At 29.5% G+C, this 17,500-nt stretch carries 16 protein-coding genes and 1 rRNA gene (1 of these 17 cut by a window edge); 9 read left to right on the forward strand and 8 right to left on the reverse strand.

All coding sequences use genetic code 11. From position 1 onward, the window contains the following. From dnaA to lepB, 4 genes are all read left to right on the forward strand, one after another. A complete protein-coding gene (gene dnaA, locus LPB03_RS00005) occupies positions 1-1,428 on the forward strand; it encodes a chromosomal replication initiator protein DnaA (protein ID WP_065320722.1) in 1,428 nt (475 codons plus the stop codon). A 95-nt stretch (positions 1,429-1,523) separates the two neighbouring features. Then, entirely contained in the window at positions 1,524-1,976 is a 453-nt protein-coding gene (locus tag LPB03_RS00010; protein ID WP_065320723.1) for a low molecular weight protein-tyrosine-phosphatase, read from the forward strand. Positions 1,977-2,075: 99 nt separating this feature from the next. Further along, on the forward strand, positions 2,076-2,780 hold the full coding sequence (locus tag LPB03_RS00015) for an SAM-dependent methyltransferase (protein WP_065320724.1): 705 nt from the start codon (positions 2,076-2,078) through the stop codon (positions 2,778-2,780). 2 nt (positions 2,781-2,782) lie between these two features. Further along, on the forward strand, positions 2,783-3,469 hold the full coding sequence (gene lepB / locus LPB03_RS00020; protein ID WP_065320725.1) for a signal peptidase I: 687 nt from the start codon (positions 2,783-2,785) through the stop codon (positions 3,467-3,469). Here the strand turns inward: lepB and LPB03_RS00025 are convergent. The 4 genes from LPB03_RS00025 to dapF all read right to left on the reverse strand — a co-directional run bounded on the left by LPB03_RS00025 (position 3,466) and on the right by dapF (position 6,596). After that, positions 3,466-4,047, reverse strand: coding sequence for a peptidoglycan-binding protein LysM (locus LPB03_RS00025; RefSeq protein WP_065320726.1), 582 nt, complete (start codon positions 4,045-4,047; stop codon positions 3,466-3,468). The two genes, lepB and LPB03_RS00025, sit on opposite strands and share 4 nt — an antisense overlap. A gap of 196 nt (positions 4,048-4,243) precedes the next feature. Then, entirely contained in the window at positions 4,244-5,269 is a 1,026-nt protein-coding gene (mltG, locus tag LPB03_RS00030) for an endolytic transglycosylase MltG (RefSeq protein ID WP_065320727.1), read from the reverse strand. 31 nt (positions 5,270-5,300) lie between these two features. Next, on the reverse strand, positions 5,301-5,825 hold the full coding sequence (locus LPB03_RS00035) for a GNAT family N-acetyltransferase (RefSeq protein WP_065320728.1): 525 nt from the start codon (positions 5,823-5,825) through the stop codon (positions 5,301-5,303). Further along, positions 5,826-6,596, reverse strand: a complete 771-nt coding sequence (gene dapF, locus LPB03_RS00040) for a diaminopimelate epimerase (protein WP_065320729.1) — start codon at positions 6,594-6,596, stop codon at positions 5,826-5,828. Between the two features lie 129 nt (positions 6,597-6,725). Here dapF and LPB03_RS00045 point away from each other — a divergent pair, with 129 nt between their 5' ends. Beyond that, positions 6,726-8,114, forward strand: coding sequence for a trypsin-like peptidase domain-containing protein (locus LPB03_RS00045; RefSeq protein ID WP_065320730.1), 1,389 nt, complete (start codon positions 6,726-6,728; stop codon positions 8,112-8,114). 133 nt (positions 8,115-8,247) lie between these two features. After that, on the forward strand, positions 8,248-9,690 hold the full coding sequence (locus LPB03_RS00050; protein WP_065320731.1) for a glyceraldehyde-3-phosphate dehydrogenase: 1,443 nt from the start codon (positions 8,248-8,250) through the stop codon (positions 9,688-9,690). A gap of 431 nt (positions 9,691-10,121) precedes the next feature. Here the strand turns inward: LPB03_RS00050 and LPB03_RS00055 are convergent, their stop codons facing one another. From LPB03_RS00055 to sqr, 4 genes are all read right to left on the reverse strand, one after another. Continuing rightward, a complete protein-coding gene (locus LPB03_RS00055) occupies positions 10,122-10,784 on the reverse strand; it encodes a hypothetical protein (RefSeq protein WP_065320744.1) in 663 nt (220 codons plus the stop codon). Between the two features lie 154 nt (positions 10,785-10,938). Beyond that, entirely contained in the window at positions 10,939-11,415 is a 477-nt protein-coding gene (locus LPB03_RS16695) for a DsrE/DsrF/DrsH-like family protein (protein ID WP_065320732.1), read from the reverse strand. A gap of 12 nt (positions 11,416-11,427) precedes the next feature. Further along, positions 11,428-11,736, reverse strand: a complete 309-nt coding sequence (locus LPB03_RS16700) for a TusE/DsrC/DsvC family sulfur relay protein (RefSeq protein ID WP_065320733.1) — start codon at positions 11,734-11,736, stop codon at positions 11,428-11,430. A gap of 11 nt (positions 11,737-11,747) precedes the next feature. Beyond that, positions 11,748-12,983: a type III sulfide quinone reductase, selenoprotein subtype gene (gene sqr / locus LPB03_RS00070; RefSeq protein WP_065320734.1), complete on the reverse strand. Its 1,236-nt coding sequence runs from the start codon at positions 12,981-12,983 to the stop codon at positions 11,748-11,750. A 194-nt stretch (positions 12,984-13,177) separates the two neighbouring features. On the opposite strand from sqr, the gene ligA reads away from it, so the two are divergent. From ligA to LPB03_RS00085, 3 genes are all read left to right on the forward strand, one after another. Then, entirely contained in the window at positions 13,178-15,175 is a 1,998-nt protein-coding gene (ligA, locus tag LPB03_RS00075; protein WP_065320735.1) for an NAD-dependent DNA ligase LigA, read from the forward strand. A 147-nt stretch (positions 15,176-15,322) separates the two neighbouring features. After that, entirely contained in the window at positions 15,323-16,021 is a 699-nt protein-coding gene (locus tag LPB03_RS00080) for a DUF4294 domain-containing protein (protein ID WP_065320736.1), read from the forward strand. Between the two features lie 1,136 nt (positions 16,022-17,157). Further along, a 16S ribosomal RNA gene (locus LPB03_RS00085) occupies positions 17,158-17,500 on the forward strand; it runs 1,175 nt beyond the window's last position.

A 17,500-nucleotide genomic window follows, 5' to 3' on the forward strand; every position in this document is an offset into this window, starting at 1 on the left:
ATGAGTCACACTGCTGAATCCATTTGGATCGACTGTTTATCTTTTATCAAGGATAATATTAAGCCACAAGCCTACAAAACTTGGTTTGAGCCTATAAAACCAGTAAAACTTTCTGGAGAAGCGTTAACAATTCAGGTACCTAGTAAATTTTTTTACGAATGGTTAGAAGAACATTATATAAAACTTTTAAGAGTTGCATTAGTAAGACAATTAGGCAATGATGCTAAATTGGTTTATGATGTAAAAATGGAAAATAATTACAGTAGTAACAGACCACAAACTGTAAAAATACCAAGTTCAAATAGAGATCCTTTAAAGCCACAAAGAGTAACTGCGCCTATAGATTCTAGTAAAAGAGAATTAAGAAATCCTTTTATAATTCCTGGTTTGCAGAAGGTTAAAATAGAATCTCAATTAAACCCAAATTACAGTTTTGCAAATTTCATAGAAGGCGATTCTAACAGATTAGCACGTTCTGCAGGAATGGCAGTTGCTAACAAACCTGGAGGAACTTCTTTTAATCCGCTTTTAATTTATGGTGGAGTAGGTTTAGGTAAAACACATTTGGCACATGCAATTGGTGTTGATATTAAAGATAAATATCCAGATAAAACTGTTTTATACATTTCATCAGAAAAATTTACACAGCAATTTATAGATTCAGTAAAATCGAACACAAGAAACGATTTTATTCATTTTTATCAAATGATTGATGTTTTATTAATTGATGATGTTCAATTCTTATCAGGAAAAGCAGGAACGCAAGATGTGTTTTTCCATATTTTCAACCATTTACATCAAAATGGAAAACAGGTTATTTTAACTTCGGATAAAGCACCTGTAGACATGCAAGATATTGAACAACGTTTGTTGTCTCGTTTTAAATGGGGATTATCAGCAGAGCTACAAGCACCAGATTACGAAACTAGAATATCGATCTTACAAAACAAATTGTACAGAGATGGTGTTGAAATGCCAGATGATATTGTAGAATATGTTGCTAAAAATATAAAATCGAACGTTCGTGAATTAGAAGGTGTTTTAATTTCTATGATTGCACAAGCTTCTTTTAATAGAAGAGAATTCTCTTTAGAATTGGCAAAACAAATTGTAGATAAGTTTGTTAAAAACACCAAAAAAGAAGTTTCTATAGATTACATTCAAAAAGAAGTATCTAAATATTTTGATATGGATGTTGCTACTTTGCAGTCTAAAACTCGTAAAAGGCACATTGTTCAAGCACGTCAATTAGCCATGTTTTTTGCAAAACGATTAACAAAAACATCGTTGGCAAGTATTGGGAATCAAATTGGGCAAAGAGATCATGCAACAGTTTTACATGCTTGTAAAACCGTAGATAATTTGACTGAAACTGATAAGCAATTCAAAAAATATGTTGATGACTTAACAAAGAAGTTAACTTTTTAGCCTCTCAAATTTCCATCATTTTATAATTTTATCATCTAGCTTTTATAAAGTTGGATGTTCTTTTTATTCTTTAATTTTAAATGTAAATAGTGTTGATGAAAAAAGTTTTAATGGTTTGTTTAGGTAATATTTGCAGATCTCCATTAGCAGAAGGTATTTTAAAATCAAAAATAAATACAAGTAAAATTTTTGTAGATTCTGCAGGAACAGCTGCTTATCATGTTGGTAATTTAGCTGATGAACGCTCTATTGAAGTGGCAAAAAAATACGGAATTGATATTACCAACCAAAGAGCAAGAAAATTTACGGTAAAAGATTTTGACACTTTTGATGTTATTTATGCTATGGATGAAAGCAATTATCAAAATATTTTGATGTTGGCTAGAAATTCAGAAGATGAAGAAAAAGTACAACTAATTTTAAATGTAATTGATGCTGATAAAAATGCGTCAGTTCCAGATCCTTATTATGGAGGAAATCAAGGTTTTGAAAACGTTTACAAAATGTTAGATGAAGCTTGTGAAGTTATTGCAAATAAATTGACTTGATAATATATCACATATTTCAATTAAAATCTGTAAAATCCTTATCAAAAGCAATTCAATTAATTTAAGTAAATTCGTAACATCAATATAAAAACTACAAAAATGATTGGTAAACTCTATTTAATTCCTACAACTTTAGGTGATACAGAACCTCTAGAAGTAATGCCTTTATCAATAAAAAAAGTGATAGAGCAAATAGATTATTATATTGTAGAAAACGAAAAATCTGCAAGAAGGTTCATTAAAAGTATTGCTCCTAAAAAATCTCAGCCTTCTTTAACTTTAAAGTTGTTAGATAAATATGCAGTGGAAGAAGAAACGCAACGTTATTTAGATGTTTGTGCTCAAGGAATTAATGTTGGTTTATTATCTGAAGCTGGTGTTCCTGCAATTGCAGATCCTGGAGCCAGTATCGTAAAATTAGCACATCAACAAAATATACAAGTGGTGCCTTTGGTAGGGCCAAGTTCTATATTAATGGCAATGATGGCTTCTGGAATGAATGGACAAAACTTTGCTTTTAATGGCTATTTACCTATTGATAAAGGTGATAGAAAAAGAGCGATTAAAGATTTGGAAAGAATTTCTATGGATAAAGGTCAATCGCAAATCTTTATAGAAACACCTTATAGAAATGATAAAATGTTGGCAGATTTAAAAGCGATTTTATCACCCCAAACTAATTTATGTATTGCTGCAGATATAACATTACCATCAGAATATATAAAAACAATGTCTGTGCAAGATTGGAAACATCAACAACCAGATTTGCATAAGAAACCAGCTATTTTTATTATTCAGAAGTAACGATGAAAAAAAAGTATCTTAATTATATTTTATATGTATTTACTTTTTTTATTGTTGTTTACTATGCTTTAAATTTATCAGGAATATTAGTTTTATATAACAACCCAACAATTTCTAATTCTCCAAATTTACCTGAAGGTTCAAGAAGTATTGGAACAAATACTATTACTCCAAAAAATGGTGATTTTGTTTGTTATAATTTTAATGATGAATATTCAGGAAAACATATTAGAGTCCATAGATTGGTTGGTTTAGAAGGAGATACTATTCAAATAAAAAAAGGAGTTGTGTTTCTGAATGGTAAGAACTTCGACAAAGATTTAAATCTTACTCATTTTTATAAAACTGCCAAAGAAAATTTAATACAATTAAAAAAATCAGAGGTTGATTTATCGAGTATAATTATTGAACAAATAGATAATGATACTATAAAACTTTTGCTGGAAGATAGCTTTATAAAAGAATTAAGTTTTGAGATTCATAGATTTATTTCTGATGAAGATTTTATAAATCAAGAAATGAAAGCTATCTATAATAAACCTTGGAATGAAGATAATTTTGGACCTATTATAATTCCTAAAAATAAAATATTTGTTTTAGGTGATAATAGGGATTATACTGTTGATTCTAGAACGATTGGTTTAATTAATGCAGATGAAATAGTAAGTGTACTTATAAAGACTTTTTAAATAGTTGCTTTTCTATCAGCAGTAATATTAGAAACGTCATAATCAGCAAAATTTTTCATATAAGATTGAATTGAAGCTCCATAAGCATCAGAAAAACGCTGACTTCCTCCACTTCTTAAAAACTTTTTAACGTTTCCTGCTCCACTTAAATGAGCAGCTGCTAAAATACCAGATTCAGTAATTATAACACCATTCATCGTTTTACCAACTGAACGTTTAATATCTCTTCTTAAAATCCATTTATTTACTTTACATAAAGCAACAAAAGCTTTTTCTTGTAATTCAGGATTTTTTAAAAAAGCATCTGTATTGTGAATATTAAAGCGTTCTAAAGTAGTCCTGCCAAATTGATATTTGCCTAAGTAACCTAAAGTGTTTACAACTGTATAGCTTCCTTGCGACTCTTTAAATGCTACTGCCTCTTTAAAACCTACAAAGTTTTTCTGTAAATAAGGGATGTTGTAATCTATGTTTATAGGTTGTACAACTACTTTCTCTGAATCTTTTCTTTTATTTGCAGTGGTTGCACTTATTAAAACGAATGCAAAAACTGATAAAAATAAAAACTTTTTGATCATATAAATCTTATTGTTTTACAGCTGCAAATTTAGGCTTTATTTTAAAACGCCTGACAATCAACTATTTAATTTCGTCGAAATTATATATAATGCTGTTAAAAGGTTTATTTTTTACTTTAATTGGCGAACTATAACGTTTACCTTTATTAAATATTTAATAAAAATGCATTTTTTTTTGGAAGTTGAAAACACGTATTTACCTATTTACACCTTTTTTATTCAGCCAATTTTGGTATTTGGCAGCATTTGCGTTATGTTGAGCTAAAGTTTTTGCAAATTTGTGATAACCGATTTTATCAATATCTGCACACATGTAAAAATAATCATGATTTTTAGCATTTAAAACAGCATCGATGGAAGAAATATCTGGCATTGCAATTAAAGAAGGAGGTAAACCTCTATTTATGTAAGTATTGTATGGAGAATTAACTTCTAAATCTACTTTTAAAACTCTTTTTACAACATAATCTTGCCCTTTAACTTCTTTAATAGCGTATATAATTGTAGGATCTGCTTGCAAAGGCCAACCATTTTGCAATCTATTTAAGTATAAACCTGCAACAATTGGTCTTTCAGATTTTTTTGCAGTTTCTTTTTGAACAATAGAAGCTAAAGTAATCACTTCGCTTTTTGATAAATTTAAATCTTTTGCTTTGGCAATTCTATCAGCTGTCCAAAAACGATTGTATTCTCTTAGTAATTTATCTCTAAAATCATCAGCAGAAACAGTCCAATAAAATTCGTAACTATTTGGAATGCAAATTTGTAAGGCAGATTTTTCTGTCAATTCATTTTCATCTAAGAATTTTTTTTCTGTAAACGAGTTTACAATCGAAATAGAATCTATTTCTAATTGTTCTGCAATTCTACCAGCAAACTTTTCTAAGGTAGTTTGATTGTTAAAAGAAACGCTCAAAGCAGTTTGATTTCCACTTCGTAACATATTTACAACATCGTTATTAGACATGCCTTCTTTTAATAAATAACGACCAGTTTTAGGTTTCGAAAAACTTTTTTTTGCTGCAACCCAAAGAAAAGTATTTGGGTTTTTAGAGTAATCTGCTATTTTTTCTTTTACATCTACTAAACTATCAGTAGAAAAAATAAAAAGTTCTAAATCTTTTGTAATTGCTTCCCCAAATATTTTTTGATAGTAATTGTAGCCTAAAATGCCTCCAAGAATAAGAATAAATCCTAAAACGTATATAATTTTTTTACCCAATTTGTATTGATTTTTTGTGAGAAATGCAAAGCTACACTTTTATCAATTGATATAAAATTTCATCTTTATATTTTCCATTTGATAAAAGCCAATCTTTTTTTATACCGATTTTAGTAAAGTTATGTTTTTCAAATAACGCAATACTTTTTACATTATCTGGAGTTATGTTTGCATATAACTGATGTAAATTTAAATAAGAAAAAGAATAATTAATTAAAAGAGCTAATGCTTCAGCAGCAAATCCTCTATTTTGAAAATAAGGATGAATTAAAATTCCTACTCCAGCTCTATGATGTTGAGGATTAAAATCGAACAAATCAATCATGCCCACTTGTTCCTTGTCGGAAATTTCTTCGATAATTAAGCGTAGTTGTTTTGATTCGTAAATATCTAAATGTGCATTTTCTAAATATTGTTTTAAAACATATCTAGAAAAAGGAGTTTGTGTATGGCTTACTTCCCAAAATAGCTCGTTATTTTCTATAGTATGTAAAAAATTGAGGTCTTCTGGTTCAATTGCTCTTAACTGTAAGTTTTTACCTTTGAGTGTTTTCATCTAAATATTAATTTCCCCTTTAAAAACAAATTTTGCAGGCCCTTTTAAAAATACGTTTGTATAAACTCCATTATTTTCATCAAAAGAAACTTCTAGATTTCCACCTTCTACAGGTAAAGAAATGGAATTACTTTTTGTTTTATTCGTTTTGTGCATAGCAATTGCAACTGCTGTAACACCAGTTCCACAAGCTAAAGTTTCATCTTCAACCCCTTTTTCGTAGGTTCTTACTCTAAAAGTAGTGTCATTTAATTGCTGTACAAAATTTACGTTACTGCCAGGAAAATCGTAAGAATTTCTAATTTTTTTACCATTGTCAAAAACTGGATAATTTTCTAACTCCTTAACCATTTCTACATGATGTTGAGTTCCTGTATGCATAAAAACCGAGTTTTCACTCACTTTAATGTCATCAACATTTATCATCTGTAATGAAATTATGTCATCTTTAATTTCAGCAAAATGCTTACCATCAACCGCTAAAAAAGTTGTTTTTTGTTGAATAATATTCAAATATTTTGCGAAAGCAACAGCACATCTTGCCCCATTTCCACAGAAAGTTTGGCTACCATCAGCATTAAAATAAATCATTTTAAAATCGAAGTTGTCATCATTTTCAATTAAAATAATTCCATCTGCGCCAATGCCAAAATGTCTGTCAGAAATTTGTAAAATTTTGTTAATTTCATCTTTTGGAAAGATTTTTGTTCTGTTATCAATCATAACGAAATCATTTCCTGTTCCTTGGTATTTATAAAACGATAAATTCATATAACAAAGATACAGATTTCATCAATAAAATAAGTGTGTTAAAAACTGGTTAAATTGAGTTAAAAGCAAGTTAAACAGATTTTTTGAATATGTTAAAATTGTACATTTACTTAAATCAAAATTATAATTATGAAAAAATTTTTTAGTTTATTAGGAATGGCTATTCTTGGAGGAGCAATTACTCTAGGAGGCTACAAAATGTTTATCGATGAAAATGTTGTGGTAGAAAGTATACAACCAAATTCTTCATCAATTATAAGAACAAATTACAACCCTGCGTTTAATACAAATTCAACAGCTATAGATGCAGCTACAATCGATTTTACATTGGCAGCAGAAAGAACTGTACACTCTGTTGTTCATGTAAAAAATACTGCAATCAGAACACAATCTAGTCCTTTAGATATTTTCTTTGGAAATGGAAATGGTACCAGAAAATTTGAACAAGTAGGTACAGGAAGTGGTGTTATTATTTCTGCTGATGGGTATATTGTAACAAATAATCATGTAATTGATAATGCAAATAATATCGAAATAACCTTAAATAATAATAAAAAGTACGAAGCTGAATTAATAGGTACTGACAAAAATAATGATATTGCTTTGTTAAAAATTAATGCAGATGTTGATTTGCCTTACACACCTTTTGCAAATTCGGATACGATTAAAATAGGAGAATGGGTTTTAGCAGTTGGGAATCCTTATAATTTAACAAGCACAGTAACTGCAGGAATTGTAAGTGCAAAAGGAAGAGATTTAGAAGGAAATGGAAATATTGAATCTTTTATACAAACTGATGCAGCTGTGAATCCTGGAAATAGTGGAGGAGCTTTGGTAAATACAAGAGGTGAATTAGTAGGAATTAACACAGCAATTTCTTCTAAAACAGGTTCTTTTATTGGGTATTCTTTTGCAGTGCCATCTAACATTGTAAAGAAAATTGTAGATGATTTATTAGAATTTGGAGCTGTTCAAGAAGCTATTTTAGGAATTTCTATAGATGATAAATATAAAGATGATGGTGTAAAAGTTCATGAAGTTTTTTATGATGGTGGTGCAAAAAAAGCGGGTTTAAAAGATGGTGATGTTATTGTAAAAATTAATAATGTTAAGATTTCTAAATTTTCAGAATTATTAGGGCAGCTAACAGCAAAAAGACCTGGAGATTATGTAGATGTTACTATTAACAGAGATGGAGATTATATTACAAAAAGTATTGAACTAAGTAAAAAACCAGTTAGGTATGTTTCTAATTCATTTAAGTGGGAATTGAAAAATGTTTCCAAAGAAGAATTAGATAAAAAAGGTATTGATCAAGGAGCTAAAATTATAAATACTGCAGATACTAGATATAGAGATAGTTTGGTCAATTATATTATAACAAAAGTTAATAATCAAGAAGTTAATAATGCAGAAAATGCAGTTAAATTATTAGAAAAGGCTGCTAAAGGAGGTTATTCAATAGTCATTGAAGTTATAAATGTAAATGGAGAAAAAGAAATTTTAAGATTTAGATAATTTAAAATAGATTTCAATAAAAATCCTGATTTTCGAATCAGGATTTTTTTATGTAAAAACTTTTTACGAAATCGATTTCGTTTTTTCAAAAAAAGAAATACTTTTGCAAAAACTTTAAATTAGTTACACAGCTATGTCATCAACTTTAGATTACGAAAAAGAAGTTAAATTACAAACACAAACAAGAAAAGCAACCGTAGAATTTATTAATATCGTAAATGATTTATGGTATAATAAATCTATTGAGTTGGTTATGTTTAGAAATCCACTTATAGATAAAAGAGCAAGTGAGATTTTAAATTTAATTGAGTATTCAAGAGAATTTGTAAACAAACCAATTACTATTCAAGATGCTTTAAATATTGCAAAAGCAATTCAGCAAGTAGATTTGCCATCATCAAAATTAGATATTGGTAAATTAGCTTACGAATGTTATTTACATCCAGAAGGTTGTGAAGATAAAGTGACATTTATCAAAAGAAAATTAAAAAACGCAACAGAAGCAAAAAACATCACTCCAAAAGATGTTGTTTTATATGGTTTTGGTAGAATAGGACGTTTATTAGCAAGAGAATTAATGTCTAAAATGGGCAAAGGTTCTCAATTAAGATTAAGAGCCATTGTAACTCGTGGCGAAATTACACAAACAGTTTTAGACAAAAGAGCTTCCTTATTAAGTGTAGATTCTGTTCACAGAGATTTTTTAGGAACTGTACAAACAGATATCGAAAACAAAGCTTTAATTATAAACGGAACAACCGTTTTTATGATTTCTGCCAACAATCCAGAAGATATCGATTATACAAAATTCGGAATTAAAGACGCCTTAATTATCGATAACACTGGAGCATTTAGAGACGATGTTGCATTAGCAAGACATTTAAAATCGAAAGGAGCAAGCAAGGTTTTAATAACTGCGCCTGCAAAAGGAGTTCCAAATATTGTGCATGGTGTAAATCATAAACAAAACGATCCTGATAAAGTTGATGTTTTTTCAGCAGCATCTTGTACAACCAATGCAATAACGCCAGTTTTAAAGGTTTTGGAAGATAATTTCGGAATTAAAAAAGGACATTTAGAAACCATTCACGCCTATACAAACGACCAAAATTTGGTAGATAATATGCACAGCAAATACAGGAGAGGTAGAGCTGCAGCATTAAATATGGTAATTACTGAAACTGGAGCAGGAAGTGCAGTTGCAAAAGCAATTCCAATTTTGGCAGGCAAGTTAACATCAAACGCAATTCGAGTTCCTGTACCAAATGGATCTTTGGCTATTTTGAATTTGCAATTAAGAAGACCAGTGACTAAAGATGTAATCAATGCAATTTTAAAACAAAACGCTTTGGAAGGCGATTTGGTTGAGCAAATTAAATACTCTATAGATAATGAGTTGGTGTCATCAGACATTATTGGCTCAACTGCACCCTCAATTTTCGATAGCAAAGCAACCATTACAGATGGTGATAGTGTAATTTTATATATTTGGTACGATAATGAATATGGGTATTCGCATCAAGTAATGCGTTTGGCAAAACACATTGCAAAAGTTAGACGATTTACATATTATTAGTGAAACTCAATTTTTAAAAACTGCAAAGCAGTGCATTAAAAATTGTTAGTTGAACTAATCCTGATTTTATATCAGAATCTAATAAATCACAAATTATAATAACAAAATCCGAAGCAATTAAATGTTTTGGATTTTGTTTTTTAGGAGCCATTTCCAGCTTTCACTACTCGCTTTTTTTGCTTGAAAAAAGCAAAAAAGAGCTCAAACAAGTCGTTCAATCTGGGCTAAACTTGTTTGGCAGTTTTGTCATTTCGATTTTAGGAGAAATCTTATAAAAAAGCTAAACTGTGTATTCTCTTCTTTTGAGACTTCTCCTAAAGGGAAAGTGAAAATTATTACGATTAAAAAAAAAGCAAACAAACTAAACCAAGAGTATTTCTTCCAGATGCCTGTATTGAGCGAAGTCGAAATAGGAAGATTAAGATGGGCTTTTACTCCTCACTAAAAAACTCAATTTCACAATCAAATTCTTTATTAATAAACTCTTCTTTGCTCATAAAATATTCAGAAGTAATAAATTGGTAGCCAGTTTCGGTTTTTAAAATATCCCAAATAATATCATTGGCTTCATCAAATTCTTCATCACCATTTAATTGTTTTCCAAATAACCTGATAATTACATTGTGGCTATCTAAATTTTGAGCAAAACATTTCAATGCAATTTCTTTGGTAATCTCTTCTTGCGCATTTCTTTTTGGAGTAATTTCAAAATCAACAATCGTAGCTTTTGCAGTTGGGAATTTTCCGTTAAAAGCTTTGTATAATAACTGATTCACGCAAAATAATCTTTTGTGCAACCCAATTCTTGGGTATTCTTCAGAAATTTTATCAACCAACATTTCATAAGAAACAGAATCTATTTGATGCTCGTTCATTTCGTCAGATAATTTATATTCTAACACAATTCTAGCAGCTTCACTTGGGTCTTTATCAGCAATTGCCATAAAAAGCAATTCTCTTAACTCTTTAATATCAGTACTTTCTACATTTGGCAGCTCAAACCTGTCTAAAAGTTCCTTGTAATCCTCAATATTCCAAGAATTTTCAAGTTCGTCAACTGCAGAAATTTTATGTATTTTTATAGCGTATTTCATTTTTAAGTTATCTTTTGATTTAAAAGAAATATACATTTTTTAAAATTGAAAAACAAATATTTATTTTGAAGAACAGAAAATGAAGCATCAATAAAAGGCATAAAAAAGAAACAAAATAGTTTCCTATTTTGTTTCTTAACAACCTAAAGTAATATTAAATAAATAATAAATGAGTATTGTCTTGGTCTGCTCTTGCATAAAAATCGCCAATGGTAATGATATCTTCAATTTCATCAATTAAATCTTCTTTTTTTAGGTGAAACATATCAACTGCTAATTTACAAGCCCAAAGTTTACAACCAGAATCTGATAAAATTTCTAAGAATTCTCCAACAGGAGGCATGTCTAATTTTTCCATTTCTTTTTTCATCATTTTAGTAGCTAAAGCTTCCATACCTGGTAAACCGCCTAACATTGTAGGAATGTGCATTGCAGGGTTACCCACAGTTGCTACACGCAAATGTTCTAGTTTTTTCTTTTGAATGGCTTCTAAACCAAAAAAAGTAAAAAAGATTTCTGACTCTATACCTTCCATTCTAGCTCCATTTGCCATAATAAAGGCTGCATATACATTTTCTATTGTTGCTTTTGATAGTATAAAAAGCATTTTTCTAACTTTTGTTTTTTCCATGATTTCTATTTTTTAAATACAACTTTTTGGTTTTGGAACGCCTGCTATTTTTGTAGATACTTTTAAAGGCCCTCCAGGAAAAAGAGCGTAGAATTCTTTAATATCTACTACACCACTTTTTTTAATTCCTCGAATTGAAAGAGGACTATTGCTGGCAACTTGTTCTTGCAAATATGCAATAACCTCCCAATGTTTTTCGGTCATTTCAATATCATGTTCTTTGGCTATTTCTGCGCCAATTTCTTTGTTCCATTGAGAAAAGTCTGTTAAATATCCTTCGTTGTTAACTTTAATGTCAACTTGTTTTATTGTTTTTATCATTTTTGTTGAATTTAATTGTTAATATTTTTTCCTGCTGTTTTCATATTTCTAGATACAAACGGAATTGGAATTCCTTTTAATAAAACATTCCAGTATATCCATCTAAAAGCTAATTTTCCCCAGTGATTAAAAACACTTTCTTTTAAAAGTTTTAGAGGACCAATGCCTGCTATAGGAAAAGTTCCTGTTACTGGTTCTTGCTCGTAATTAAAGTCTATTAATAAAGCTTTGTTTTTACCAGTTTCAATAAAACAATTGGCATGGCCATCAAATTCTTCTTTTAAAGGTTTATTTTCTAGATATAATAAAATGTTATCTGTTAATGTTTCTGCTTGAAAGTGTGCAACAGAACCCGCTTTTGATGCAGGTACATTTGTTGCATCACCAATAACAAAAATATTTTCGTACGCTAAAGATTGTAACGTGTTTGGGTGTGTAGGAACAAAATTTAAATCGTCTCCTAAACCAGATTTTTCTATAACTTCATCACCCATATTTGTTGGTACAGTTACTAATAGATCATAATCTACTTCAGTATCAGCATAATCAATAATTTTATTGTTCTCAAAATCAACTTTTTCAATGGCAAAATCTGTGACTATTTTTATGTTTTTATCTTCTAATAAATAGCCTAAAGTTTTAGAAGTAAATTCTTTGGTAAAAGCACCACTTAAAGGAGTAACATAAGTAATATCAACCTTGTCTCTAATACCTTTTTTTTGAAAATAATCATCAGCTAAAAAAGCAAATTCTAAAGGTGCAACTGGGCATTTTATAGGCATTTCTGTAATGTGAACTACCAATTTGCCTTCTTTAAAAGTGCGTAACTTATTTCTTAAAGCCAAAGCACCTTCATAAGTGTAAAAATCAAAAATAGATTTATGCCATTCTTTGCTATGCATCCCATCAACTTCTTGTGGCGCAATTTTAGAACCTGTAGCAATTATAAGTAAATCATACGCAAGAACTTCGTTTTCTAATACAACCAAATTGTTTTCTGCATCAATTTTTTCAATTTTTTGTTGATGATAAACTACATCTTTAGGAATAAATTTTTTGCCTACTTTTTTAACTTGATCTTCAGTATAACTATCAAAAGGTAAAAAGAGAAAACCAGGTTGATAGTAATGCGTTTTGTATTGATCTATGATGCTTATTTTCCATTCTTTTTTGGGTAATTTAGAAACCATATGATTCGCCATCATTGTTCCTGCTGTTCCTGCACCTAAAATAACTAAGTTTTTCATTGTGATTAATTTATACACCAAAACTAGTTAGATTAGGAGTAGTATTTTATGATAAATATCATATAAAAGCTATATGTAACCTTTGTTACATAAGGTTTTGAGTTATTTAAATCATTTTTTTATTTAACCTAAAAAGTGTAAATATTGTGTTATTTTTGAACGTAATTTTTATGAATAATTGATACTAAACATAAATGGATATTAAAGAACGAATAGATGTATTGAGAGCAGAGTTAGATGCACATAATTACAACTATTATGTGTTAGATAATGCAACAATTTCGGATTTCGATTTTGATATAAAACTCAAAGAATTAGAAAAATTAGAAAAGGAAAATCCTATTTTTTTCGACGTAAATTCGCCAACACAAAGAGTAGGAGGTAGCATTACCAAAAATTTTAATACAGTTGTACATCAAAATAGAATGTATTCTTTGGATAATTCTTACTCAAAAGACGATTTGTTAGATTGGGAAAAGAGAATTCAAAAAATGTTGGGAACTTCAGAAATTGAATATACGTGCGAATTAAAATTTGATGGAGCCTCTATCAATTTAACGTATGAAAATGGTCAATTTATAAAAGCAGTTACAAGAGGAGATGGTTTTCAAGGAGATGAGGTTACGAATAATATAAAAACGATTCGCTCAATTCCTTTATCAATTAAGAAAGACTTTGTAAAAGATTTTGAAATGCGTGGTGAAATCATTTTACCTTTAGATGGTTTTATTAAAATGAACGAAGAACGTGTTGCAAATGATGAAGAAGAATATAGAAACCCAAGAAATACAGCCAGTGGAAGTTTAAAATTACAAGATTCTTCTGAAGTTGCAAAACGACCTTTGGATTGTTTATTATATCAAGTTGTAACATCAGAAAGAAAATATAAAACGCATTTTGAAAGTTTAGAAAATGCAAGAAAAGTTGGTTTTAAGGTTCCAAAAACAATTGCTGTAGCAAAAAACATTGAGGAAGTTTTCGATTTTGTAAATAAATGGGACACAAAACGCCACACGTTACCTTATGAAACTGATGGAGTTGTTATAAAAGTAAACAATTTACAACAGCAAGAAGAATTAGGATACACATCCAAAGCTCCAAGATGGGCAATTGCTTATAAATTTAAAGCTGAACAAGTTTCTACGATTTTGAACGAAATTACATATCAAGTTGGTAGAACAGGTGCAATTACGCCAGTCGCAAATTTAGAACCTGTGCAATTGGCAGGAACCACTGTAAAACGTGCGTCTTTGCACAATGCAGATCAAATTGAAAAGTTAGACATTCGTGAAAATGATACTGTTTTTGTTGAAAAAGGAGGAGAAATTATTCCTAAAATTATTGCTGTTGATATTACAAAACGTCCAATAAGTTCAACACCAACAGCTTATGCAACAAACTGTCCTGAATGTAACACAGAATTAGTAAGAACAGAAGGTGATGCAAAACATTATTGTCCAAATGAATTTGGTTGCGCTCCACAAATAACAGGAAGAATTCAGCATTTCATCAGCAGAAAAGCGATGGATATTGATGGTTTAGGAGGTGAAACTGTAGATTTATTGCGTAAAGAAGGTTTAATAAAAAATTATGCTGATTTATACGATTTAAAGGTGGAGCAAGTTATTCCATTAGAAAGAATGGCAGAAAAGTCTGCACAAAACATGATTTCAGGAATTGAAAAATCAAAAGAAATTCCGTTTGAAAAAGTACTTTTTGCCCTCGGAATTCGTTTTGTTGGGGAAACTGTCGCAAAAAAATTAGCCAAACATTTTAAGTCAATAGACAATTTAATGTCAGCAACTTTCGAGGAATTAATTAATGTGGATGAAATTGGCGATAGAATTGCACAAAGTATAATTGAGTTTTCATCGAATGAAGGGAACATCAACTTAATAAACCGTTTAAAAGAAGTTGGAGTTCAGTTAGAAGTGTCTGCTGAAAGTTTAGAAAATCAAACCAATAAATTAGAAGGACAGATTTTTGTAGTTTCTGGCGTTTTTCATCAAATGTCTAGAAACGAACTGAAAAAAGCGATAGAAGATAATGGAGGTAAAGTGAGTTCATCCATCTCTAAAAAAACAAATTTTATTATTGCTGGCGATAATATGGGCCCATCAAAATTAACAAAAGCGCAAGATTTGGGCGTAACAATTATTTCAGAACAAGATTTTATTGATAAAATAAGTTAAAATAACCTTGGCAAACTTTTTGAGTACATACAAAAACAAACAATAATGAATGTCAGTTCGAATGAAATCTCTTTTTACAGAAATTTTATGTCGAAAACCCGCAAAAATTTGAAAAAACTACTCTACATATATATAGGTCTAATTTCAATGATTTCTTTTTCACAAAAAAAAGAGGAATTAGATTCGTTGCCTAAAAATTTTGACGACTATATTTTTGTAAAACCAGGAGACAGTATCACTATAGAGTTGAATGAATTTACGCTACTACCAAAGCAAAAATTCAAATCTAAAGACGATATTCGTTATTATTTGTGGTTACGCAGAAAAGTTTTTAAAGCATATCCTTATGCAAAACTAGCATCAGAAAGGTTAGATTCTTTAAATGCAAGATTAGATAGAATAGATTCGAAAAGCAAAAAAAGAAAATATACCAGGCAAATTCAAAAGTATATTGAAGGTGAGTTTACAGAGCAAATTAAAAAGATGACCAAAACAGAAGGTCGAATTTTAATAAAATTAATTCATCGTCAAACAGGTAAAACTGCTTTCGATAATATTAAAGGTTTACGAAGTGGTTGGAAAGCTTTTTGGTATAACACAACAGCCAATCTTTTTAGCTTATCTTTAAAAGAAGAATATCTTCCAGAAACTATAAACGAAGATTTTTTAGTCGAAGATATTTTACAACGCGCTTTTAGAGATCAAATTTTAAAAAGTCAGCCTACAAAACTCAATTTCGATTTTATAGAAGTAATTGCAGAAAAAAAAGCAGAGATAAATGTTGAAGAATATAAAATCTTGTTTGCTAAAATGAAAAAGAAAAAAAAGATAAGAAGTAATAATTAATTTCTTTTGGGTGTTTCCACGCGAAAAAGCGTGGTCGGGCTTTACGCACTCGCTTTTTTTATGGCTATATATAAGGTAACTTAAAATTTTAAAACTTTAGTTTAATTATTGATGAGCTATTGAGTAATCATAGAGATATAAAAAAGAGCTCAAACAAATGCTTCAATCCCTAACACAGTCATTGGTAATTTTTAGAAGAGTTTATAATTAATAAATATATTTAAGTTAAAACGTGAATTTAATAAAACAGAATTTTACTTTTCATAAACTTTAGTTTCTGATTTAAATTTATAGTTAATTTAAAAATACTGCAGAATCAGAATAATAATTTAGTATACTTTTCAAAACAAAAATCATTTTCAAACATTGTGTCTTTTATATATCCGGTTTTCTTAGATTTTTTAATTATCAATATTCCACAGATAAATATTCTTGATAAACTAAAATTTAAAATATTTGTAATAGGTTATATATGTCAATACTAAAATTCTCATTTTTTTTTAATTTTATTTTAGTTTATAAATATCGTGTTTTCAGTGCTTTAAAATTGTTTAAAATATTTTTTCAAAAGAATTAAATAAAAAAGTTGTGTATGTAGAAAGGTGTTGTATATTTGCACCCGCTAACGGGAATATTTGTTAGTTATGTTCATTGAAATTTCTGTTATTGGCTTGGGTTCGGAGTTGGTTATTGGTTTTAGAATTTGTTTAAATTTTTTAAAAAAATAATCAATTTTCATTAGGTTGATAGAAATAAATGGTTGTATCTTTGCAGTCCGAAATTTTCGGTAAAGAAGTTCAGTTGTTTTTAGGGTTTGAAAAAATATTTTTTTTTATTTGTCAGTTTAAAAATAAGTTTTATATTTGCACCCGCTAACAGAAATAGCAAAAAAAAGTTCAGAGAGATTTTGGAATGATAAGCGAAAAACTTAAGGGTTTTTAAAATTATCAGATAGTTCGATTCTATTGTTTCTACAGATTTAGGTTTTATAAAGATTGTTTAACGACAAGATTGCGAGGCTTAAGAAGTTCATTGAAAATATTGAAATTGACAGCGTAAATAAAGAGTAGAATAACCATGTTTAATTAATTAGACAAATTCTTTTGAAACTTATTCATTCATATTATTTAAAATATACAATGAAGAGTTTGATCCTGGCTCAGGATGAACGCTAGCGGCAGGCTTAACACATGCAAGTCGAGGGGTAACATTGTGCTTGCACAGATGACGACCGGCGCACGGGTGCGTAACGCGTATAGAATCTACCTTTTACAGGGGGATAGCCTTTAGAAATGAAGATTAATATCCCATAGTATTGAGACTTGGCATCAAGACTTAATTAAAGATTTATCGGTAAAAGATGACTATGCGTCCTATTAGCTAGATGGTAAGGTAATGGCTTACCATGGCTACGATAGGTAGGGGTCCTGAGAGGGAGATCCCCCACACTGGTACTGAGACACGGACCAGACTCCTACG

It is taken from the genome of Polaribacter vadi, from assembly GCF_001761365.1.
GTDB lineage: Bacteria > Bacteroidota > Bacteroidia > Flavobacteriales > Flavobacteriaceae > Polaribacter > Polaribacter vadi.

What these genes read in the sequence shown, in the direction of transcription:
- LPB03_RS00055 (WP_065320744.1), bottom strand. Translation starts at nt 10,784, where the DNA reads ATGAAATACGCTATAAAAATACATAAAATTTCTGCAGTTGACGAACTT.
- sqr (WP_065320734.1), bottom strand. Translation starts at nt 12,983, where the DNA reads ATGAAAAACTTAGTTATTTTAGGTGCAGGAACAGCAGGAACAATGATG.
- lepB (WP_065320725.1), top strand. Translation starts at nt 2,783, where the DNA reads ATGAAAAAAAAGTATCTTAATTATATTTTATATGTATTTACTTTTTTT.
- LPB03_RS00045 (WP_065320730.1), top strand. Translation starts at nt 6,726, where the DNA reads ATGAAAAAATTTTTTAGTTTATTAGGAATGGCTATTCTTGGAGGAGCA.
- LPB03_RS00035 (WP_065320728.1), bottom strand. Translation starts at nt 5,825, where the DNA reads ATGAAAACACTCAAAGGTAAAAACTTACAGTTAAGAGCAATTGAACCA.
- LPB03_RS00050 (WP_065320731.1), top strand. Translation starts at nt 8,248, where the DNA reads ATGTCATCAACTTTAGATTACGAAAAAGAAGTTAAATTACAAACACAA.
- LPB03_RS00015 (WP_065320724.1), top strand. Translation starts at nt 2,076, where the DNA reads ATGATTGGTAAACTCTATTTAATTCCTACAACTTTAGGTGATACAGAA.
- dnaA (WP_065320722.1), top strand. Translation starts at nt 1, where the DNA reads ATGAGTCACACTGCTGAATCCATTTGGATCGACTGTTTATCTTTTATC.
- dapF (WP_065320729.1), bottom strand. Translation starts at nt 6,596, where the DNA reads ATGAATTTATCGTTTTATAAATACCAAGGAACAGGAAATGATTTCGTT.
- LPB03_RS00025 (WP_065320726.1), bottom strand. Translation starts at nt 4,047, where the DNA reads ATGATCAAAAAGTTTTTATTTTTATCAGTTTTTGCATTCGTTTTAATA.
- LPB03_RS16700 (WP_065320733.1), bottom strand. Translation starts at nt 11,736, where the DNA reads ATGATAAAAACAATAAAACAAGTTGACATTAAAGTTAACAACGAAGGA.
- LPB03_RS00010 (WP_065320723.1), top strand. Translation starts at nt 1,524, where the DNA reads ATGAAAAAAGTTTTAATGGTTTGTTTAGGTAATATTTGCAGATCTCCA.
- LPB03_RS16695 (WP_065320732.1), bottom strand. Translation starts at nt 11,415, where the DNA reads ATGGAAAAAACAAAAGTTAGAAAAATGCTTTTTATACTATCAAAAGCA.
- LPB03_RS00080 (WP_065320736.1), top strand. Translation starts at nt 15,323, where the DNA reads ATGATTTCTTTTTCACAAAAAAAAGAGGAATTAGATTCGTTGCCTAAA.
- ligA (WP_065320735.1), top strand. Translation starts at nt 13,178, where the DNA reads ATGGATATTAAAGAACGAATAGATGTATTGAGAGCAGAGTTAGATGCA.